Raw genomic sequence first — 20,013 nt, forward strand, 5'->3', positions numbered from 1 at the left:
CTCCCTTTTTTTATTTGTTTATATGTTCTTTATATCCGATTTCAATAAGTAAATAATATATATTTATGTAAAAAAGTCAAATCCTTTATTTGTAATATCCTAAAGCCAGAACTACCAATCCTATTAACATATTGAATTTAAGGATGTTACAGGCAGTTGGGACAAAAGAATTGTTTTTTAATACTTTATAAATTAAAAATATAATCGGTATATCAATAAATAATATAACGGTTATAAGGTAAGCAAACCCGTATAAATTCAAGAGAAAGGGGATAGGCGTAAATAAAATAAGTATTATTAGTATTGAGACAGTTAGACGAATGGATGGTTTTATTCCGTATTTTATTGGGAACGAGACTGCGTTTCCGACTTTATCTCCGTTAATATCCTGGATGTCTTTTAATAATTCCCTTGCGAGGTGCAGTAAAAAAGCAAATAAAAACGGCGGGATAGTTGCCGTCCAGTTGTTTTGTAACACTCCTCCATAAACGAAAGGCAACCCGCCAAGAAAAGCTACGAGTAAATTTCCGGAGATGCCTGCTTTTTTTAAGTTAAAGTTGTACAGGAAAAGCAGTAAAGAAGTTGAAAGGGCAACAAGAAACATAGGTGAAGATAGTTCTATACTAAGGACAAGTCCGATTATGAATAATATTATACTTATTCCCAATGCCTGATTAGGTTTTAATTTTCCGGATGCGATTAGGGTTTTAGGTTTATTTATTTTATCTATTTCTATATCTGCATAATCGTTGAGGACGTTTCCTGCGCTTATTATAAAAAAGCACACTAAACAGGCAAACAGGACTTGAACGGGGTTAAGGGGGGTATGAGTAAGGAGTGCGCCAATAAAAACGGATACAGCTCCGATTAATCCGTTTAGGGGTCTGATAATGGTCATATTAATGTGTTATTTTTAATGAAAATCCATATATGTCAATGAATTTTTTGTGGCAAACAAAAAACGGAAGAAAAGCAGAGAAATATTCACCGCAGAGTCGCAGAGTACGCAGAGGAGAGAAAAACAAAGAAAATTTTTGAGTTAAAAAACTAACAAATAGAAAAGAGTTCTGCAAAGAGACCGCAGAGAACAAAAATGAATTTTTTGGATAGCAATTACATTTCTTCCCAGAGGAAGAGTTGTTTTTGTAGAAGTTTTCCTACTGCGCCTGCTTTGTCTGTATATTTTGCTTCGAGTTCGGGACTTTTTGTAGGAAAGAAATGATTTTCGAGCGTTATGAAGTTGCGGGCTTTTGATATAGGAGCGCCAAGTCGTTTAAGTGTATCGAGAGTCGTTATCTTATTTATCTGGCGGGCTTCTATTATTTTATCCGCGGATATTTTACCAAACCCCGGCACTCTTAACAGTTCTTCAAAAGAAGCTTTATTAATTTCAATCGGGAACAAATCCAGATGTTGTTTTGCCCATGCCAATTTCGGGTCTTCATTAATAGGAAGAAGTCCTTTACTGTCAAACGGCAATTCCTCGGAAGTAAAATTATATTGTCGTATTAAAGAATCAGCCTGATAGAGTCGTAATTCTCTTTGAGGAAAACAAGGAGATAAGTTTTCCAGCGGTGTATTTTCGATTGGCATAAATCCGCTATAATAAACGCGTCTAAGTTTGAATTCTTTATAAAGTTTGGATACGAGGTTCATTATTTCTTTATCGGATTCGTTTGTCCCGCCTACCATAAATTGTGTAGTAACGCCGGATTTAAGTTTCTTTTCTTCGGAAATTTTTGCTATGCTCTGCAATTGAGACAAAATATTCGAGAATTTCTTGTGTTTGGACATTTTCGAGAGCCATTCATCTCCGGGGGCTTCAAGGTTTATGGAAAGTCTATCGCTGTACTTGGCGACTTCACGAATCATTTCTTCATCTACGCCCGGCAATATTTTGGTATGGATATAACCTTCATATTTGTATTTCTTTCTTAAGAGTTTGATAGTATCAAGGACGCTCTGTTGGGAAGCTTCTACACCTTTATTGATGGCAGATGATATAAAACATCCTTCTACGAGGTTTTCTTCGTAATAATACATAAACGTTTCTGCAAGTTCTTTCGGGGTAAAGGAGAGTCTTTCGAAGTTTCTGTCTTTTCTATTTGCGCAGTAAGAACAGTTATGTTCACAGGCATTTGTCTGGAGGATTTTAAATAGTCTTGTAGAATTTCCTTCGTTGTTTTCACCTATTGAGTGGTATATGAAAGGGAAACGTGGAGAAGTTTTATGAGTTACGAATGCCTGTGGGCTTCCACAGACATCAAACTGGGACAATTCCCCGAGTACTTTTAATTTAGTATCTGCTCTCATTTTTCTATTTCCTTTAATACCGTGCTAAATATATCCAGCGCGATATCAATTTCTTCTTTAGTTACGATTAACGGTGGTATGAATCTGATTGTATTTTCGCCGCAGCTGAGTACCATAAGTCCGTATTCAAAACATTTTTCAAGAACTTTATCGGTTTCTTCGATGGCTTTTTCTTTTGTAGTTCTATCTCTTACTAGTTCGCAAGCAAGCATCAATCCTTTTCCTCGGACATCACCTATCATTCTGTGTTGTTTTTCAAGTTTTTTCAATTCGGTCATAAAGTATTCGCCCATAACTCTTGCGTTTTCAACAAGTGAATCTTCCATTAATTTCAGAGTAGCGAGGGCAGCTGCGCAGGAAACCGGGTTTCCGCCGAACGTTGATGCATGCGCGCCTTTAGGCCAGTCCATAATTTCACGTTTTGAAATTGTTACGCCTATTGGCATTCCGGAAGCCAGAGCTTTGGCGCTGCAAATTATGTCAGGTATAATACCCCAGTGTTCAATTGCGAACATTTTACCGGTTCTTCCGATACCTGCCTGAACTTCATCATCTACGTATAATATACCATGTTTTTCAAGCAATGCTTTTAATTTTTTGAGATAGCCATCGGGTGGAACTATATAGCCACCTTCTCCCTGGATAGGTTCAACGAACATAGCTGCAACATCGTGGGGAGGAGCTACTCTTTTTAGGACTTCATCTTCGATATATTTTATGCAAGAAAAATCACATTCAGGATATTTCAAATTAAACGGGCATCTATAACAATAAGGATAATGAACATGAACTACACCCGGTACGAGAGGCCCAAATCCTTCTCTTTGTGTTTTCTTTGAGGAAGTGAGCGACATTGCGCCGTAAGTTCTGCCGTGGAAAGAAGAATAAAAAGCAAGAAACATCTGGCGTTTTGTTGACCATCTTGCAAGTTTCATTGCTGCTTCTATACTTTCGGCTCCCGAATTAGAGAAGAAAATTCTTTTATCGAATTTCCCGGGAGTTATCTGGCTCAGTTTTTTAGCAAGAGTTACGTTTATTGCGCAATAAAAATCGGTTTCCGAAATATGGAGTAAGGTTTCAGCCTGTTCTTCAATTGCTCTAACGACTTCGGGATGACAGTGTCCTGTGGAGCAAACGGCTATACCGCTTGAGAAATCAAGAAGTTTATTACCGTCTACATCCCACACCCATACGCCTTTACCTTTTTCAATAACTGCTTTGTAGGAAGGTCGCCCGTAGGGGGAAATAAATTTTTCGTCGTCTATCAAAACCTCTTTAGCTTTTGGACCCGGAATGTTTAACTTTTTCATAAATCCCCCTTCCTACAAAAACAAAACTAACTAAAGGCACACAATTAATTAAAAACAAAAGTGATAAAATGTGATAAAATGTAACAAAGAGTTTTTAACATATACCATTTTTAATTTTTGTCAAGGAAGTAATTTCTAAATAGAGCTTAGAAATTACTATTCTCAGCAAACTTGTTTGATACGGTTAGAGTTTATTGATTACAAGCCCTGAAATGAGCTTAGGATAGAAGTCCGTAGATTTCTGCGGCATAGTTTCCTGCTTATTTGCAATAAGGCTGACCTCTTTCATTTTAGTAGGATTCAAGATAAAGAATAACGAGTATTTTTTGTTATCAATACCTTTAATACCATCTTCGAGGCCTCTTAAGTATTCGATATTTTCTTTTCTTGCCACAGCTTCTTTTGAAATGCCAAGCATTTTTTCTATGATTAACGAATGTAAAACTGTTACGTCTAATTTCCTGTATTCGTCGGTTCTGTCTTTTTCAACAAACTTATCTATGATACTTTCATCTTTAAGCGTAAGGAAATAAAATTTGCCGTTATATAATCCGTAACTATGGGATTTGGCTTTATCGAGTTCGCTCATCAGGTTTTCTTTATTGGCGCATTCTTTGACCGTGAAGAATTCCTTTGCATTTTCTATGAAGTTTTCCGCTTTTATTCCGTACATTGCTCTATGAGTCGGGAGTATTAACAAGCCGGGGTCTTCAATAGCGATAAAAGTTGCCATTATATATTTCGCGTTAGGATTTTCTTTCATATAATTAAGAGAAGTTTCATAGCGATGATGTCCGTCTGCAATTAGCAAGGATTTCGGATCCATAAGTTTTTGTATTTTTGCAATCACGTCCTGGTTATCTATTTTCCATACTTTATGTTCTACGTCTTTTTCATAAGATTCGCAAACGTCAATTAAAGGAGTAGTATTTTTAATGTTTTCGTCAATTAGTTTCATTATGCTGTTTTCAGCGTCAGGATAAAGTAAAAATATCTGTTCCATATTTGCTTCCGTTGCCCTGAGAAGTTTTAATCTGTCTTCTTTTGGACCGGATAAAGTTCTTTCGTGTGGTAGGACTATTTTAGTTGAAAAGTCTTCTAATTTCAGAAGCGCAATAAATCCTTTTCTTGTTTTGGTTCCGCCTTTTGGAGTGGCATATTCCTGAAAATAAGGATAAATGCAAGGATTATTGTCTTGCGGGGTTAAAATGTCATTTTGCAGCCATTCGGTTAAATGTTTTTTTGCATCATTATAAGGATCTTTTTCTTTATTTAGAATAAGTTTAACTACATTATAAGGATTTTTATTATAGTAATCTGCCTGCATTGCAGGAGTTATTTTATCATAAGGTTGTGTAACTACGTCTGCGGGTTTTACTTTTTCTTTATTATATCGTATTCCCTTGAATGGTTTGATTTGAGCCATATTTCCTCCCTGATTTTTGGTTTATAAATGTAAATAGATTGAAAAAATATCTAAAAAATTCTAACTGTCAAGTGTTTTATTAAATAATATGAAAGGGGTTAACAACAAGAGGTTTCCCGGGGAAAAATCCTATAAAGTATTTGATAAATCATTATAAATCGTTTTTAGAATTCCGGAGACTATTATCTCGTTATAATCATTTTTTTACTTTCTTTATGTGTATCTGTGGAAAAACTGATAAAATAAATACCGGAAGTGAGGACTTTATTTCCGGATAATCGGCAGGTTTGTCTGCCTGCTGACCGGTATCCATCAACAAGAGTGTAGCTTTTTCTTCCTGCTAAGTTATAAATGTCTATCTTTACATAAGCAGATTTCAGCAATTTGTATTTGATTTCAGTAAGAGTGGTTAAGGGATTAGGAAACGTTTCTAATTTTGGATTTTTGATTATGGATTTGGGATTTTCATTCACTCCCGCAACGTGATCGTCAATATCTACAAATTCTGGGTAATTCGCCGGAAATTGAGAACTGTCGGGAGTAAGCCAGCTTAATTTTTGTGTCCATACCGGATTTATTGAATCTCCGGTATTTTCAAACGCAAATACATATGCAGCATAATCGCCTGAACAAATCAAGTCGGCATCATTATCTCCATCCAAATCTCCAAGTGCAGGCTGTGATTGACGTCCCGTAATGCCCCATGTTGGTTTTTCCTGCCATGATGGATTAGTTGGAGTTCCTGTATTTTCAAAAGCCTTGATTTCGCAAGTGCCTCCCCAAATTCTTACCATAACGTCATAATCTTTATCATTATCCAGATCAGTGTAAGTATGTGCAAGGTTAAGATTTCCCTGGATAGGCAGATCCCAAATAGGTTCTCTTGTCCATGCGAACAATGTCGTTCCCGTATTCTTATAGAACTTGATAGTATCGTGTTTTGCTATGCTTAAATCTTTTTTACCATCCCCATCTATATCAATAAAATCAGCCCAAAATATTTGTGACATACCTGCCGGGTGGACCCCCCATGATGATTTGCTCTGCCAGATAGGAAAAGTATCTGAACCTGTGTTTTCGAAAGCTATGATAGTGTCGACGTCTCCGGTAACGTATGCGTCAAAATCTCCATCGTTGTCCAGATCGCAGAAGCTTGTATGAATGTATGGTCCTCCCGGGGCATAAGGAATATCCCATAATTGCTCCCTCGCCCATAAGCTAGTCAGGTTGCCTGTATTTCGCCAACAGTAACATCCGATGAATATATCCGGTCCGGCAAATAAAATCCTGGGCAAAATGATTAAGGTTAGTGTAATTAATAACTTTTTCATAATGTTTTCTTTTAATATATATTAGTGAAGAGTTTGTCAAGTGTTAAAACTATAACTTAATGGTTTTTGATACAGGGGATAAGCCTAAAAGTTTTAAGATAAAGAGTTTTATAACAAAAAAATCGTTATGTGTAGATGTTTTCAAGGAATAAAAATTTATTTTCTTAGGAATGGCTTTAATTTACAACACTATCCCTGTAAACATAGTCATAGATTAGAAATTAAAGGCTTGACAAAAATCATTTTTTAATTATTCTTCCTCACATAATGCAAGCGATAAAAATCCTCGCAACGGGTTCTTATCTTCCGCCGAAAGTCTTAACTAACTTCGATCTTGAAAAAATAGTTGATACTTCAGACGAATGGATAAGAACGAGAACAGGAATTTCCGAACGTCATATTGTAGATGAAAAGACGGCTACGTCTGACCTTGCATTTGAAGCTGCAAAAATAGCTCTTGATAATGCGGGATTGAAACCTTCTGACCTTGATGCGATTATAGTAGCTACTGCTTCTCCGGATACGATTTATCCTTCAACTGCCTGCTGGGTTCAGAAAAAATTTAACATTCCCGGGATACCTGCATTTGATATTTCTGCTGCCTGCTCGGGTTTTATTTATGGATTAACAATATCTGCTTCTTTGATAGAATCCGGTAAGTATAAACATATTTTACTTTGTGGTGCGGAAGTAATGTCAAAAGTAGTGAATTGGGAAGACCGTGAAACCTGTGTTTTATTTGGTGATGGAGCGGGCGCTTGTATTATTGGAAAATCAGAGGATGGGGCAAGTGGAATAATATCGTCCTATTTAGGAGCAGATGGAACACTTGGAAATTTACTTATTCAACCTGCCGGGGGCACAAGAATGCCTGCTTCTCATGAGACGGTAGATAAAAGACTTCACTCCGTTCATATGGAAGGAAAAGAAGTTTTTAAACATGCCGTTAGAACTATGGGCAGCACGGGAGAACGTGTTCTGAAAGAAGCGGGAATGACTGCAGATGATATTGATATTTATATTCCCCACCAGGCCAATATGCGTATAATTGAAGCTACCTGTAAAAGAGTAAAAATTCCTATGTCAAAAACACACATTATAATACATAAGTACGGGAATGTTCCTGCAGCATCAATTCCCCTTGCTCTTGATGATGCCGTTCGCGCTAATAAAATAAAAAGAGGCGATATAGTTCTTACGACAGGTTTTGGTGCCGGATTTACATGGGGTGGAATGATAATAAAGTGGTAATAAAAATATGAAAATAGAAATAAACATTGACGAATCTTTATGTAAGGCATGTGGATACTGTATAGAAGCATGTCCTAAAAAGAATCTTGAATTTAGTCCAAATATTAATAAAAGTGGCTATCATCCTGTACGAGTTATAGATAAATCTAAATGTACGGGTTGTGGTATGTGTTATCAAGTATGTCCTGAAATAGCAATAATTGTCGAAAATGAATCCTGATATAATAAAATATAAAACAGGTGAAAAAATCCTGTTAAAAGGAAACGAAGCTTTTGCGGAAGGGACCGTTAGAGCCGGTTGTAGGTTTTTTGCAGGTTATCCAATAACTCCACAGAATGAAATTCCTGAATATCTCTCTTGGAGACTTTTTGAGGTCGGAGGAACGTTCATTCAGGCTGAATCCGAAGTGTCTGCCATAAATATGATATACGGCGCGGCTTCTTGCGGCGCAAGAGCATTAACTTCTTCGTCCGGTCCCGGGATAAGCTTAAAACAGGAAGGTATTTCTTATATAGCTTCTGCCGAGTTACCTTTCGTATATGCAAATGTAATGAGAGGGGGACCCGGTTTAGGAAACATTGCTCCGTGTCAAAGTGATTATTTTCAGGCTACTCGTGGTGGGGGACATGGTGATTACAGAATAATCGTTCTTGCTCCTGATTCTGCTTATGAAATGGGAAATTTTCCTAAACTTGCCTATGATACTGCAGAAAAATATCGTAATCCCTGTATGATTCTTGCGGATGGCTTGATTGGGCAAATGATGGAACCTCTGGAATTTAACTTTGATTTTGTGAATGTAGATAAATTACCTGTTAAAGATTATGTTGTTGGAAATTGTAAGGGAAGAGATATTCGAATTATAAATACTTTACATATGTCTACTGATATACTTGAAAAACATAATTGGGATCTTTATAGAAAATACGAAAAAATAAAATCCGAATTTACATTATTTGAAGAGAAATATACTGATGATGCAGATATAATTATAGTAGCTTACGGAACGGCAGCAAGAATTTCCATGGCGGCAATTATGAAGGGACGGGAACAAGGCATTAAAATAGGGCTTTTGAGACCAATAACGTTATGGCCGTTTCCCGAAAAGATCATAAGCCAATTAGCGCAAAAAGTGGGTAAAGTATTGGCTGTAGAAATGAATACAGGTCAACTTGTCGAAGACGTTCAAATGGCGGTTAATGGCAAAGCAGAAGTATATTTTTACGGTAGACCGGGAGGCAATATTCCGACCGGGGAAGAAATTCTTGGAGTAGCAAAAGAAGCATTAAAAACTAAAAATGTAGAACCCGGCAAAATCAATGTTTTAAATAAACTATGAAAAGGGAATATAAAAGACCTGAGGGCTTAAGTAAAACAATAATGCGTTACTGCCCGGGATGCGGGCACTCTATTGTTCATCGCATTATAGGTGAAACTATAGATGAACTTGGCATACGGGAAAAAACAATAGCCATAGCTCCGGTGGGATGTTCGGTTTTTCTTTACGAGTATTTTAATTGTGATTCGGTTCAGGTGGCTCATGGTAGGGCGCCTGCAGTATCTACGGGTATAAAAAGAGTAAATCCCGAACTTATTGTTTTCAGTTACCAGGGAGATGGTGATTTGGCCGCTATAGGGACGGCAGAATTAATACATTCTGCTACAAGAGGAGAAAATTTTACTATTATATTTATAAATAATGCTATTTACGGTATGACAGGTGGGCAGCAGGCTCCAACAACTATGCCGGGACAAAAAACAACAACAAATCCGTATGGAAGAGATCCGAAATTAGCCGGTTATCCTATAAGAGTATCCGAAATGGTTGCTACTCTTGATGGACCTGTATACATAGAAAGAACAGCCGTAAACAAGGCAGTTAATGTTTTGAAAACTAAAAAAGCAATAAAAAAAGCTTTTCAACTTCAAGTTGAAAAAAAAGGTTTTTCACTTGTTGAAATTCTTGCGCCTTGTCCTACGGGTTGGGGGATTTCACCATTAAAAGCCTGTGAATATGTAGATAAAGTAATGATTCCTTATTATCCTCTTGGTGTATATAAGGATTTAACTCAGGTAAAATAATATGAAACAGGAAATAATACTTGCTGGTTTTGGTGGGCAGGGAGTTATAAAAGCCGGTGTTTTATTGGCTTATGCGGCAATGAAAGAAAATAAGCGTTGCACGCATTTCCCGTCTTACGGAGCAGAAATGAGAGGCGGAACTGCTAATTGTTCCGTTATAATATCGGATTTGCTTATTTCATCTCCTGTGATTGGAGAAGCTGATACGGTTATTGCAATGAATGAGCCTTCTCTCATCAAATTTGAGCCTCGTTTGAAAAAGGGCGGATTGCTTATTTATAATTCATCCATTATTGCATCAAAACCCAAGCGTTCAGATATAGAACTTTTGGCTGTCCCTGCGAATGAAATTGCAGAAAGTGTTGGCTCTGCTAAATCTGCCAATATGGTAGTGGTAGGCGCGTATATAGCTAAAACAAAGATAGTTTCTCCTGAATCTGTAAAACTTTCTATCCCAATAGTCTTTCCTGGCAAAGAGGCATTTTTAACTATAAATATAAGTGCTGTTGATAAGGGAATGGCAGTTGTGAAATAAAGAAAATATCTAACTAACTTGAATTATTAACTTCTCCTAGAATTTTTTGCGGTGATATCTTTTACCTTTTTGATAACATACTTAATATCTTCAGAGGTAAGACCGGGATAGAGAGGTAAAGAAATTGTTCGTTCATACGCCCATTCTGCATTAGGAAAATCTCCTTTTTTTAATCCAAATTGTTTTTTATAGAAAGGCATAAGATGTAACGGTATAAAATGAACTCCTACTCCGATGTTTTCAGTTCTCAATAGTTCAATGAATTTATTTTTGTCTATTTTTAACAATTCCGGAATAATTTTTATAATATAAAGATGATATGCATGCCTAGTGGAATAATCTTTTATAACGGGTATTTGCAGTTCCTTTACTTTTGAGAATGCTTTATCATAAGTATTTACACATTTTTCTCTCATTTTTTGCATCTTCTCAAATTTTCTGAGTTGTTGTATGCCTAACGCAGAATGAATATCGCTAATATTATATTTATAACCGGTGGTAAGTATTTCATAGTACCATGAACCTTCTTTACTATATCTTTTCCATGCATCCTTGCTCATACCGTGAAGTCTTAAAAGTTTTATTTTTTCTGCTATTTTTTTATTATTGGTAGTTATCATTCCGCCTTCACCAGTAGTCAGGTTTTTTGTTGCATAAAAACTGAAACAGGTTGCATCTCCTATGGTGCCTATTTTTTGATCTTTGTAGTATGTTCCGAATGCATGAGCGGCATCTTCAATAACTATTAAATTATGTTTTTTTGCTATTCTCATTATTTCGTCCATCTCGCAAGGATGTCCTGCGATATGAACCGGGATAATAGCTTTTGTTCTTTTTGTTATTGCTTTTTCTATTCTTGCAGGGTTAATATTGAGGGTGTCCTTATTAATATCTACAAAAACCGGTTTTGCTCCCGTATAAAGAATAGATTCTGTGGTTGCTACGAAAGTATATGGACTTGTGATTACTTCGTCTCCTTCTTTTATATCATAAGCACATAATGCCAAGTGTAATGCAGCTGTGCAGGAACTAACGATTACGGAATATTTGGTGCCTATATATTCTCTTAGTTTTTCTTCTAATTCAAGGGTTTTGGGACCTGTGGTTATCCATCCTGAACGTAAAGCATCTACAACTTCATCTATTTCTTCTTTTGTAATAAAAGGTATCCCAAAAGGAACAAAATACTTTTTCCCCATATATAAAGATTTAGAGTATTGATCTCTAAATCTTCTTGCTTGATGGCAAGTTCAGCTATTCAAAAAATACTTAAGCTTTAGGCTTTTTGGTTGTAGGTTTTTCAGCAGTTTTATCGCCGGGTTTTGCTGCGGATTTATCCGTAGCTTTTTCGGCAGATTTGTCTCCAGATGTTTTTTCTGCACCTGTTCCTGCTTCTGTTGTAGCTTCTGCACCAGCTTCAGTGGTAGCTGCCGGTGTTTCTTCTACGATAATCTTAGGTATTTTAACAGAGACGAGAAGAGTATCTTCTTTGGTTATAAATCTACCTACGAGTCCTTTCAAGTCTTTAACATAGAGAGATTCGCCATCTTTCAATTTACCTGCGTCTATCTTGAATGAATCCGGGATGTCTTTTGGTAAACATTCTATTTCTACTTCATCCATACCTCGTTCCATTACCCATCCATGTTTTATGACTAATTCTTCACCTTCAATAATAACAGGAATCTTGACTTTGATTTTTTCTTTAGCTTTTAATTCCTGAAAATCTATATGTATTGTTCGCATAGCAATAGGATCTATTTGTATCTCTTTAATTAAAGCATCATATTTTTCTCCACAATCAAGAGTTATATGTTCTCCTTCGTGAAGTGTTTTTGTTTGTTTTTCATCCAACTGCAGGTACATTGAACTTTTGCCTTTACTATAGAGCACAGCAGGAACTTTTTTTATTTTTCGAAGCTGTTTAACCCCTGTTTTACCTACCTGATTTCTTGATTCAATTTTTAATTCCATGGTTTCTCCTTTTTTAGTAATCAATAAACAACGAACTAACAGAGTCTTCACTATGTATTCTTGTTATTGCTTCTCCGAGTAAATTGGATATTGATAACACTTTTATTTTACTTGCCTTCCCCTCAGGCAGATTTTTTTGTTTTTTTATTAATATTGTATCCGTAACAAATAATGCTTCTAGTTCAGAATTTTCTATTTTTTCAACAGCTTCTCCGGCAAGAACGGGATGAGTACAAAAACAATATACTTTTTTTGCGCCTCTTTGTTTTAATGCAGTTGCGCCGTTTATAATTGTTGTCCCTGTAGATATTATATCGTCAAGTATAAGGGCATTTTTGCCTTCTACATTTCCTACTACGTTTGTAATGTAAGCTTTGTCAGGGGATGGGCGTTGTTTATTAAGAATACAAAGTTCCAGATTCCCCATTCTTTTTGCAATGCCTGAAGCTCTTTTTGCTCCACCAACATCAGGCGCAACAATGACAAACTCTTTCAGGTCAAATTGTTTAAGATGTTCAATAATAATAGGAGTAGAATATAAGTTATCCACGGGAATATCAAAAAATCCCTGAACTTGTGCAGCGTGCAAATCTATTGTCAAAACTCTATTAGCACCTGCTTTAGATAATAAATTAGCAATTAATTTAGAAGATATTGGAACTCTTGGTTCATCTTTTTTATCCTGTCTTGAATATCCAAAATAAGGTATAACTGCGGTAATTCTTTTTGCGGAAGCTCTGCTTGCCGCGTCTATCATAAGTAATAATTCAAATAAATTGTCTGACGGTGGGTTAGTAGATTGTATTATAAATATATCGTTTCCTCGTACACTTTCTCCTAATTTAACTTCAATTTCCCCATCTAAAAATCTGTCCACAGTTGCGGAAGACGTAGAAGTTTTAAGATACTGGCATATTTTTTCCGTTAACGGAATATTAGAATTCCCTGTGAAAATTTTTAATTTTTCCATATTTCTCCCTCGGGGGGATGGATTTGAACCACCATTGATGGCTCCAAAAGCCACTGTCCTGCCGGTTGAACGACCCCCGAAATGAACTAATTTTCTTCAATCTTCACTGTTTTATTGTATTCACCCAGGACAGCTTTTTCTATTTTTTCCCTTGTTTCATTATTAAGGGGAAATGTGATATCTCTGAAACTGCCATCAATTAACTTCTTTGCCGGCATAGAAACAAATAAACCATTAGGCCCTTCTATTACTTTCAAATCTCTTACTACAAAACACTCGTCTATTGTGATTGAAGCGTAAGCTCTTAACTTACCATCATTTCTAACAATGATTTTTGCTTCCGTTACGTCCATCTTTTCTCCTTTCTTTTTGTTCTTACGATATTTACATAATATTTCGGAAATAACCTAATAAATCTTTCCTTGCCGGTAGGCAGGTCTATACCTTTATTTTTAAGGATTCCATACATACAGGATCCTGATCCTGATAATGAAACTCCTATTGCACCTTCTTTCAGTAAATTCTCTTTTACCGTTAATAATTTAGGGTATTTTTTGAATACCACCCTCTCGAAATCATTATATAAACTATTTGCTATACCTTTGATATCATTTTCAAAGAACTTTATTCTTATTTTATTAGTATAGTTTTTCCTGTTTGTCAATTTTTTTTCACATCTTATTTTGTCCATTTCTTTATATGCCCATTTTGTCGATATTTGAAAGTCAGGATAAACCAGGACGATTAACATAGGTTTAACAAGAGAAGGCAACCTTTTTATAATTTCGCCCCTTCCTTTAACAATGGCCGGATATTCTTCAAGAAAAAAAGGGACATCCGAGCCTAATTGAGAGGCAAGTTCGTATAACTTATTTTTTTTTAAGGGATAATCAAATAGTTTGTTCATACCCGTAAGTATAGTTGCTGCATCTGAGCTCCCGCCGCCAAGACCTGCTCCCTGCCATATATGTTTTTTTAATTTAATTGATACTCCTGCCTTAATGCCGGTTGTTGTAAAAAACAATTTAGCCGCCTTAAAACAAAGGTTTTCTTCTCCAAATGGGGGAGAGTCAGAGATAAAATCAATGTCGGTTTTTTGAGGTTTAAGTGTTATTTCATCAAAAAAATCAATATGCTGGATTAAAGTCTCTATATTATGATAACCGTCGGGTCTTTTATCCAGAACCGTAAGTCCCAGATTTATTTTTGCATAAGCTTTGAGTTTCAAGTTTTTGTTATTTAGAAATCTTACAAAATTCTGTTTCAACAAGTTCGCATATGATATGTCCAATAAGTATATGAGATTCTTGTATCCTTTGTGTGCTGGACGACGGAACTTTTATTCCTATGTTAACCTTTTTTGCAAAAGCATCTCCTTTTGCTCCCGTAAACCCTATTGTATACATTCCTATGGATTTAGCGGATTCTACGGCTTTGAGTATATTAGGGGAGTTTCCTGAAGTTGAAATTGCTACTAAAACGTCACCTTTTCTCCCGAGTCCTTCAATCTGACGGGAAAAAATATCCTCAAAGGAAAAATCATTAGAAATTGCCGTTAAATGGGATGTATTTGTCGTAAGTGCAATTGCCGGGAGGCTTTTTCTTTTTTTAGTTAATTTTACGATAAATTCACAAGCAATGTGTTGAGAATCTGCCGCTGAACCTCCGTTACCACAAAACAAAACTTTTCCTCCGTTGTGAAGACTTTTGATTATGGCATTTGCGGATTTAATTATCAAAGGTATTTCCGATTTTAGCGATTCTTTTACGGAAATACTTTCTTCTATCATTTTTTTGACTTCTAAATTTATTTTTTCCATTTTCACCTCTATCTTGCCAGTTACGGAATTGTTTTCAAAAAATCATCTACTGAAAAAACTTTTATTTTTTTGATTTTTTTTAACATTAAAAGATGTTTATCTCCCGATACAATGTAGTCAACATTGCCTTTTATTGCACACTCAACAAATTTATTATCTTGTGGGTCTATTTTTACTAAATTAAAAGTAACTTCAGGCACAACAAGTTTTGAATAAAATGATATAAACTCAATTATCCCCGCTTGCATTCTATATGAGAAGTTAAGTTTTTTATATGCAATAACTCTTTCTAATTCTTCTATTATAGGGGAACTGATAAAGTTTTGTATTTTATTTGTTTCAAGTAATGTTAAGATTTTTAATGGTTTTCCGTTCCATCCAAAAGCTGAAAGAATAACATTGGTATCTATTACGACTTTTGGGATCTTGCCCATTTTATTGCCTCTTTTATTGTTTTTTTAGGTAACTTACGTAATTTAATAACTTTTTGTCCTTCTGCGGATATGTCTTTTAGTTCCGGTGGAGTATAAAGTTTCTGAATAAAAAGATTTTTTATCAAATATTGAATTTCTTGAGGGGATAGGTTATAAATAATTTTTAAGATATCATCTTTTGTTTTCTCTGCTGTAGTATTAGACATTTTGCCTCCTTACTTATAATCTGTATGAATTTAATGTAAGATTTAAGAATGTCAAGCAAAACCCTATCCAAATGATATTACGAATTTTTTGACTGTAACGTTGATAGCAAATTCATAAAATAAATGGTTTTAACGGCAATTTTGTTTTTTGTTAGATTTTATGTATTCTTCTACTGCCGAATGCCAAGCAGGAAGAGTTTTTTTGATTGTATTTTCCAGGAAGAAGTTGGCGAGTCTCCAATTTTTAGGACGTTTTGCCGGACGGGTAAGTTCATCGGAACTTATGGGTTGAATTTCACATTGAATATTTGCAATATTAATAATTGACTTGGCAAATTCATACCATGTACAATAATCGGAATTAGTAACGTGATATATCCCGTATTCTTCAGTTTTTATAAGTTCTTTTATTGCTGTGGATAAGTGTTCTACGTAAGTAGGTGACCCGAACTGGTCATTTACTACTTTAAGAAATTTTAATTCTTTTGCTTTAATTATTATAGTATCAACAAAGTTTTTACCTTCTTTGCCATACAAGCCTGACGTTCTGACAATCCAATATTTTTTTAATAAAGCTTTTACCGATTTTTCTCCATCTTCCTTAGTTTTCCCATAAACACTTATGGGGTTAGTTTTATCCCATTCATTGTAGGGAGTTTGTTTCTGTCCGTCAAATACGTAATCAGTAGAAATATAGAGAAGAGGAATGTTAAGTTTTTTACAGGCAAGAGCTACATTTTTTGTGCCTTCTGCATTTGTTTTTTGGGCGAGGTTGGCGTTCTTTTCACAGCCATCTACATCAGTATAAGCTGCGAGATGAAGAACATAGTCAGGAGATTTATTAATGATTAATTGAGTAGAGTTTGGTTTTGATATGTCAAGATTTGGCAGGTCAGTTGGAATAAGGGTATACTCAGTAAGCTTATTTACCAGCGCTTTGCCCAGCATTCCTGAAGCACCAGTGATCAGGATTTTCTTTTTTTCTCTTTGCGACATAATTATTTACCTCAAGAAGCGTATCAACGGATACTCCTGCATCTCCCCACCAGCCTTTAAATATTTCATACGTTAATTGTCCTTGTTTTGCATACCAGTCATTTACGTCCGATATTTCAAGTTCTCCTCTTGCAGATGGTTTTAATGTTTGGACAACTTTAAAGACGTCAGGATTATACATATATACGCCAATGACTGCGTAGTTGCTTGGAGGATTTTTAGGTTTTTCTATCACTTCTTTAATTTTGTTGCCTTCAATCACGGGAACGCCGTAATCTGATGGGTTTTGTACTTCTTTTAATATTATTTTTGCGCCTTTTTCTTTCTGAAAATCTTTTACTGCATTTTTTATACTTCCGTCAAGAATATTATCGCCGAGTATAACTACGCATTTTTCGTTTCCTATAAATTCCGAGCAAAGCATCATAGCTTGAGCGATACCGCCTTCTTTTTCCTGGTAAGTATAAGAGAGAGTTTTAATGCCGAATTGTCTGCCGTCGCCCAATAATCTTAAGTATTCACCTGCCGAGTTGCCACCGGTTACGAGTATAATTTCGTTGATTCCGGCTTCTACGAGAGTAAATATGGGATAATATATCATAGGCATATCATAGACAGGTAGCAGATGTTTATTTGTAATTTTTGTCATCGGGTAAAGTCTTGTTCCGAGTCCTCCGCCAAGAATAATACCTTTCATAGTTCTCCTTTTATTTATGTATTGCGTCGGCAAATTTTTTAGCTAATTCAGGATTTCGTTGTATTACATTACCGATTACGACACAGGATGCGCCTGCTTTTGCTTTTGCTTTTGCGTCTTCAGGGGTTTTTATCCCTCCGCCTATTATAATGGGGATGTCCACATAATTTTTGATTGCCGTTATCATTTCGTCCGGTACGGACTGTTTTGCCCCGCTACCCGCGTCAAGATAGACGAATTTCATACCAAAATATTGTGCGGTAAGGGAATGCGATTTTGCGATATCCAGTTTGGAACGAGGTATTGGAGAGGTATTGCTCATAAACAGAACGCTGGTCGAAGAGCCTGATTCTATAAGCAAGTATCCTGTCGGGAGAACTTCCAATTTTAACCCTTTTATGATTGGAGCTGCTTTCACCTGTTCACTGATAAGATATTCAGGATTCCGACCTGAAAGCAGGGAAGTAAAAAGAATGGCATCAGCGTATTTGGATACCTGTGTAGCGCCACCGGGAAATATAATAACAGGAACGGTAGAATTGGATTTTATGGTTTTCATTCTTTCTATGAAATCAGAATTTTCAATAAAGCTACCGCCGACGAGTATGGCATCGGCTCCATTTTTGCATATGGATTTAACAGAGTCTCCGGTAATTTTGTCTCCCGGGTCAAGCAGAGTGAAAAAAGCTGAGCCTTTTTGGCGGATAGTTTTGATAAGGTATTGATAAACCATATAATGGTATAAAACCATAAAAGTTAATAAAGTCAACTTTAAAATATGAATGATAGAGAATTACTGTTCAATGTGTTAAATGTGAGTAACTTTCATGACCATACTAATCTCGGAAAGTACTCGGGACTATAAAAACAGAATACAGAAAAATAAACCACAGTCAACTCAGAGAAAAGGAAATGAGTTAAGAGAACAGATAACAAAATAGAGATAAAAAGCAGAGAGGACACAGAGAACGGAAGATGATTAATAGTTGATAGTAGATAACAGAATTTCTCACGTCCCGCCTGCTTCGGGGTAAACTTCGCCGCTAAGACGCAAAGGAGAGATTCGAAGATTGGAGCTAAAAGGATTTGCTCAGTAAACTTTGATAGTTATGTTTAAGTTATATTTAATTTGACAAATAAGTTTTTAGTTGGCATAGTACCATAAAGTAAAATTGAATAACATTTTGTAGATATAAACAGCCCAGCTATGCTGGATAAGAATCCCTAAAGGCTTTCGCCCAAGGGCTTCTAAGGAGGAAAAATGGAAAAGATTAGTTTTATAAGGAAAACAGTATTGAGTATGTTTTGTAGTTTTGGAATTTGTAATTTATTATTTGGGGGAATAACTTGGGTAGAGACGACCGGTTCTGCAGGCTGGTTAGGAAGAGGCGCTCATACGTCAGTTGTTTTTGATGGTAAAATGTGGGTAATGGGTGGAAATAATTTTTCAGGTTCAACCATTTGTCAGGATGTTTGGTCTTCCACTAATGGAGTGAACTGGACACAAGAAGCTGTTTCAACGGCATGGTCAAAAAGATGGGATCATACATCTGTAGTATACGATAATAAAATGTGGATAATTGGAGGAATTTATAACAGTATTTTGTATAATGATGTTTGGTATTCTACTGATGGGGCAGGATGGACACAGGCAACAAGTTCCGCGGTGTGGGTGGCAAGGGGTTCACATGCATCCGTAGTTTTTGACAATAAAATGTGGATACTTGGAGGAGCTGCTGATGCCACAGGTTGTAACGACGTGTGGTATTCTACGGATGGTGCAAACTGGTCACAGGCAACTGCAGCTGCAGGATGGTCAAAGAGGTTTTCTCATTCGGCACTTGTTTTCGATAATAAAATGTGGGTAATAGGTGGATTCGCTTCCGTTGACGGAAATGATTGCAACGATGTATGGTATTCTACGGATGGCGCAAACTGGTTCCAGGCAACCGCTGCAGCAGGGTGGGCACCAAGAGACTTTTTTGGAGCAACCGTTTTTGATAATAAAATGTGGGTGTTTGGAGGAGAAGATACGCTTAATTATTTCAATGATGTGTGGTATTCTACTGATGGAGCGAACTGGACGCAAGCGACAGGAACGGTTGGGTGGGCAGTAAAAGCTGCACATACGGCTTTATCGTTTGATAATAAAATGTGGGTAATAGGCGGGGCCAATAATAGCGCTTCATATAGTGATGTCTGGTATTCTACGGGAACAGGAGTGGAAGAGAAATTAAATATCAAAAACCCTTCGACTACGCTCAGGGCAAGTCAAAATCCATTTGTGCAAACAACAGTGGTTAGTTGTGAGTGCTCAGTGGACAGTAAAACAAACATAAAGATTTATGATATTACGGGAAAATTAGTAGAAGAAACAAAAGATAATACTGTCTGTAAAACATTAAAACCCGGGATTTATTTTGTTAAGGTATCCGGATATAAGCCGATCAAGATAACAAAGATGGGGGAGATAAAGTAGATAGTAGAAAGTAGATAGGGGAAAAATAAAAGAATGAGGGAGCTCCCTATAATTAACATCTTGACAAAAGCAGAAGATTAGATTAGGTTAAACAATATATCGCGGGGTGGAGCAGTCTGGCAGCTCGTCAGGCCCATAACCTGAAGGTCGTAGGTTCAAATCCTACCCCCGCAACCATCTTAGAATTC

The 20,013-nt window shown here is 36.2% G+C and carries 22 protein-coding genes and 2 tRNA genes; 7 read left to right on the plus strand and 17 right to left on the minus strand.

Going from position 1 to position 20,013, the window contains the following annotated elements; translation table 11 throughout:
* Positions 1 to 85: 85 nt before the first annotated feature.
* From WC614_01865 to WC614_01885, 5 genes are all read right to left on the minus strand, one after another.
* Positions 86 to 898: a UbiA family prenyltransferase gene (locus tag WC614_01865; protein ID MFA5031742.1), complete on the minus strand. Its 813-nt coding sequence runs from the start codon at positions 896 to 898 to the stop codon at positions 86 to 88.
* Between the two features lie 215 nt (positions 899 to 1,113).
* Complete coding sequence (locus WC614_01870; GenBank protein ID MFA5031743.1) at positions 1,114 to 2,313, minus strand: radical SAM protein; 1,200 nt, start codon at positions 2,311 to 2,313, stop codon at positions 1,114 to 1,116.
* Positions 2,310 to 3,623 carry an acetyl ornithine aminotransferase family protein gene (locus WC614_01875; protein ID MFA5031744.1) on the minus strand — a complete coding sequence of 438 codons (1,314 nt, stop codon included), beginning with the start codon at positions 3,621 to 3,623 and terminating at the stop codon, positions 2,310 to 2,312. The genes WC614_01870 and WC614_01875 overlap by 4 nt, the downstream gene beginning before the upstream one ends.
* A gap of 184 nt (positions 3,624 to 3,807) precedes the next feature.
* Positions 3,808 to 5,049 carry a DUF1015 domain-containing protein gene (locus tag WC614_01880; protein ID MFA5031745.1) on the minus strand — a complete coding sequence of 414 codons (1,242 nt, stop codon included), beginning with the start codon at positions 5,047 to 5,049 and terminating at the stop codon, positions 3,808 to 3,810.
* A 182-nt stretch (positions 5,050 to 5,231) separates the two neighbouring features.
* On the minus strand, positions 5,232 to 6,380 hold the full coding sequence (locus WC614_01885) for an FG-GAP-like repeat-containing protein (GenBank protein MFA5031746.1): 1,149 nt from the start codon (positions 6,378 to 6,380) through the stop codon (positions 5,232 to 5,234).
* Positions 6,381 to 6,647: 267 nt separating this feature from the next.
* Here WC614_01885 and WC614_01890 point away from each other — a divergent pair, with 267 nt between their 5' ends.
* Genes WC614_01890 through WC614_01910 form a run of 5 tightly spaced genes read left to right on the plus strand, consistent with a single transcriptional unit; the run spans position 6,648 to position 10,249 of the window.
* Positions 6,648 to 7,631, plus strand: coding sequence for a beta-ketoacyl-ACP synthase III (locus tag WC614_01890; protein MFA5031747.1), 984 nt, complete (start codon positions 6,648 to 6,650; stop codon positions 7,629 to 7,631).
* A 7-nt stretch (positions 7,632 to 7,638) separates the two neighbouring features.
* Positions 7,639 to 7,851, plus strand: coding sequence for a 4Fe-4S binding protein (locus WC614_01895; GenBank protein MFA5031748.1), 213 nt, complete (start codon positions 7,639 to 7,641; stop codon positions 7,849 to 7,851).
* Positions 7,841 to 8,971, plus strand: a complete 1,131-nt coding sequence (gene vorB, locus WC614_01900; GenBank protein MFA5031749.1) for a 3-methyl-2-oxobutanoate dehydrogenase subunit VorB — start codon at positions 7,841 to 7,843, stop codon at positions 8,969 to 8,971. The genes WC614_01895 and vorB overlap by 11 nt, the downstream gene beginning before the upstream one ends.
* Complete coding sequence (locus WC614_01905; GenBank protein MFA5031750.1) at positions 8,968 to 9,714, plus strand: thiamine pyrophosphate-dependent enzyme; 747 nt, start codon at positions 8,968 to 8,970, stop codon at positions 9,712 to 9,714. The genes vorB and WC614_01905 overlap by 4 nt, the downstream gene beginning before the upstream one ends.
* 1 nt (position 9,715) lies before the next feature.
* Positions 9,716 to 10,249 carry a 2-oxoacid:acceptor oxidoreductase family protein gene (locus tag WC614_01910; protein ID MFA5031751.1) on the plus strand — a complete coding sequence of 178 codons (534 nt, stop codon included), beginning with the start codon at positions 9,716 to 9,718 and terminating at the stop codon, positions 10,247 to 10,249.
* A gap of 26 nt (positions 10,250 to 10,275) precedes the next feature.
* Here WC614_01910 and WC614_01915 read toward each other — a convergent pair whose 3' ends face one another.
* The 12 genes from WC614_01915 to WC614_01970 all read right to left on the minus strand — a co-directional run bounded on the left by WC614_01915 (position 10,276) and on the right by WC614_01970 (position 18,079).
* The gene (locus WC614_01915) at positions 10,276 to 11,448 is read right to left on the minus strand and encodes a DegT/DnrJ/EryC1/StrS family aminotransferase (GenBank protein MFA5031752.1); all 1,173 of its coding nucleotides are present in this window, start codon (positions 11,446 to 11,448) and stop codon (positions 10,276 to 10,278) included.
* A gap of 70 nt (positions 11,449 to 11,518) precedes the next feature.
* On the minus strand, positions 11,519 to 12,223 hold the full coding sequence (locus tag WC614_01920) for a 50S ribosomal protein L25 (protein MFA5031753.1): 705 nt from the start codon (positions 12,221 to 12,223) through the stop codon (positions 11,519 to 11,521).
* A gap of 13 nt (positions 12,224 to 12,236) precedes the next feature.
* Positions 12,237 to 13,193 (minus strand): ribose-phosphate pyrophosphokinase, encoded by a 957-nt coding sequence (locus WC614_01925; protein ID MFA5031754.1) that lies wholly within the window; start codon positions 13,191 to 13,193, stop codon positions 12,237 to 12,239.
* 8 nt (positions 13,194 to 13,201) lie between these two features.
* Positions 13,202 to 13,273: transfer RNA gene (locus WC614_01930), tRNA-Gln, on the minus strand.
* A gap of 6 nt (positions 13,274 to 13,279) precedes the next feature.
* Positions 13,280 to 13,546: a septation regulator SpoVG gene (spoVG, locus tag WC614_01935; protein ID MFA5031755.1), complete on the minus strand. Its 267-nt coding sequence runs from the start codon at positions 13,544 to 13,546 to the stop codon at positions 13,280 to 13,282.
* Positions 13,537 to 14,421, minus strand: a complete 885-nt coding sequence (ispE, locus tag WC614_01940) for a 4-(cytidine 5'-diphospho)-2-C-methyl-D-erythritol kinase (GenBank protein MFA5031756.1) — start codon at positions 14,419 to 14,421, stop codon at positions 13,537 to 13,539. The genes spoVG and ispE overlap by 10 nt, the downstream gene beginning before the upstream one ends.
* A 7-nt stretch (positions 14,422 to 14,428) precedes the next feature.
* The gene (locus WC614_01945) at positions 14,429 to 15,013 is read right to left on the minus strand and encodes a D-sedoheptulose 7-phosphate isomerase (protein MFA5031757.1); all 585 of its coding nucleotides are present in this window, start codon (positions 15,011 to 15,013) and stop codon (positions 14,429 to 14,431) included.
* 20 nt (positions 15,014 to 15,033) lie between these two features.
* Positions 15,034 to 15,447, minus strand: coding sequence for a putative toxin-antitoxin system toxin component, PIN family (locus WC614_01950; GenBank protein ID MFA5031758.1), 414 nt, complete (start codon positions 15,445 to 15,447; stop codon positions 15,034 to 15,036).
* The gene (locus WC614_01955; protein MFA5031759.1) at positions 15,423 to 15,653 is read right to left on the minus strand and encodes a hypothetical protein; all 231 of its coding nucleotides are present in this window, start codon (positions 15,651 to 15,653) and stop codon (positions 15,423 to 15,425) included. Before WC614_01955 ends, WC614_01950 begins: the two co-directional genes overlap by 25 nt.
* A 129-nt stretch (positions 15,654 to 15,782) precedes the next feature.
* On the minus strand, positions 15,783 to 16,649 hold the full coding sequence (gene rfbD / locus WC614_01960) for a dTDP-4-dehydrorhamnose reductase (protein ID MFA5031760.1): 867 nt from the start codon (positions 16,647 to 16,649) through the stop codon (positions 15,783 to 15,785).
* Positions 16,576 to 17,346: a sugar phosphate nucleotidyltransferase gene (locus WC614_01965; GenBank protein MFA5031761.1), complete on the minus strand. Its 771-nt coding sequence runs from the start codon at positions 17,344 to 17,346 to the stop codon at positions 16,576 to 16,578. Before WC614_01965 ends, rfbD begins: the two co-directional genes overlap by 74 nt.
* Positions 17,347 to 17,356: 10 nt before the next feature.
* Positions 17,357 to 18,079 (minus strand): geranylgeranylglyceryl/heptaprenylglyceryl phosphate synthase, encoded by a 723-nt coding sequence (locus tag WC614_01970; GenBank protein ID MFA5031762.1) that lies wholly within the window; start codon positions 18,077 to 18,079, stop codon positions 17,357 to 17,359.
* 528 nt (positions 18,080 to 18,607) lie between these two features.
* Here WC614_01970 and WC614_01975 point away from each other — a divergent pair.
* Complete coding sequence (locus WC614_01975) at positions 18,608 to 19,825, plus strand: T9SS type A sorting domain-containing protein (GenBank protein MFA5031763.1); 1,218 nt, start codon at positions 18,608 to 18,610, stop codon at positions 19,823 to 19,825.
* Between the two features lie 100 nt (positions 19,826 to 19,925).
* Positions 19,926 to 20,002: transfer RNA gene (locus WC614_01980), tRNA-Met, on the plus strand.
* Positions 20,003 to 20,013: the final 11 nt, after the last annotated feature.

Source organism: bacterium (assembly GCA_041649255.1).
Taxonomy (GTDB): domain Bacteria; phylum Hydrothermota; class UBA3073; order JACQXS01; family JAQTXJ01; genus JAQTXJ01.

Excerpts from the sequence above, each read along its gene's own strand:
- WC614_01865 (MFA5031742.1), bottom strand. The coding sequence starts at position 898 with ATGACCATTATCAGACCCCTAAACGGATTAATCGGAGCTGTATCCGTT.
- WC614_01870 (MFA5031743.1), bottom strand. The coding sequence starts at position 2,313 with ATGAGAGCAGATACTAAATTAAAAGTACTCGGGGAATTGTCCCAGTTT.
- WC614_01875 (MFA5031744.1), bottom strand. The coding sequence starts at position 3,623 with ATGAAAAAGTTAAACATTCCGGGTCCAAAAGCTAAAGAGGTTTTGATA.
- WC614_01880 (MFA5031745.1), bottom strand. The coding sequence starts at position 5,049 with ATGGCTCAAATCAAACCATTCAAGGGAATACGATATAATAAAGAAAAA.
- WC614_01885 (MFA5031746.1), bottom strand. The coding sequence starts at position 6,380 with ATGAAAAAGTTATTAATTACACTAACCTTAATCATTTTGCCCAGGATT.
- WC614_01890 (MFA5031747.1), top strand. The coding sequence starts at position 6,648 with ATGCAAGCGATAAAAATCCTCGCAACGGGTTCTTATCTTCCGCCGAAA.
- WC614_01895 (MFA5031748.1), top strand. The coding sequence starts at position 7,639 with ATGAAAATAGAAATAAACATTGACGAATCTTTATGTAAGGCATGTGGA.
- vorB (MFA5031749.1), top strand. The coding sequence starts at position 7,841 with ATGAATCCTGATATAATAAAATATAAAACAGGTGAAAAAATCCTGTTA.
- WC614_01905 (MFA5031750.1), top strand. The coding sequence starts at position 8,968 with ATGAAAAGGGAATATAAAAGACCTGAGGGCTTAAGTAAAACAATAATG.
- WC614_01910 (MFA5031751.1), top strand. The coding sequence starts at position 9,716 with ATGAAACAGGAAATAATACTTGCTGGTTTTGGTGGGCAGGGAGTTATA.
- WC614_01915 (MFA5031752.1), bottom strand. The coding sequence starts at position 11,448 with ATGGGGAAAAAGTATTTTGTTCCTTTTGGGATACCTTTTATTACAAAA.
- WC614_01920 (MFA5031753.1), bottom strand. The coding sequence starts at position 12,223 with ATGGAATTAAAAATTGAATCAAGAAATCAGGTAGGTAAAACAGGGGTT.
- WC614_01925 (MFA5031754.1), bottom strand. The coding sequence starts at position 13,193 with ATGGAAAAATTAAAAATTTTCACAGGGAATTCTAATATTCCGTTAACG.
- spoVG (MFA5031755.1), bottom strand. The coding sequence starts at position 13,546 with ATGGACGTAACGGAAGCAAAAATCATTGTTAGAAATGATGGTAAGTTA.
- WC614_01945 (MFA5031757.1), bottom strand. The coding sequence starts at position 15,013 with ATGGAAAAAATAAATTTAGAAGTCAAAAAAATGATAGAAGAAAGTATT.
- WC614_01950 (MFA5031758.1), bottom strand. The coding sequence starts at position 15,447 with ATGGGCAAGATCCCAAAAGTCGTAATAGATACCAATGTTATTCTTTCA.
- WC614_01955 (MFA5031759.1), bottom strand. The coding sequence starts at position 15,653 with ATGTCTAATACTACAGCAGAGAAAACAAAAGATGATATCTTAAAAATT.
- rfbD (MFA5031760.1), bottom strand. The coding sequence starts at position 16,649 with ATGTCGCAAAGAGAAAAAAAGAAAATCCTGATCACTGGTGCTTCAGGA.
- WC614_01965 (MFA5031761.1), bottom strand. The coding sequence starts at position 17,346 with ATGAAAGGTATTATTCTTGGCGGAGGACTCGGAACAAGACTTTACCCG.
- WC614_01970 (MFA5031762.1), bottom strand. The coding sequence starts at position 18,079 with ATGGTTTATCAATACCTTATCAAAACTATCCGCCAAAAAGGCTCAGCT.
- WC614_01975 (MFA5031763.1), top strand. The coding sequence starts at position 18,608 with ATGGAAAAGATTAGTTTTATAAGGAAAACAGTATTGAGTATGTTTTGT.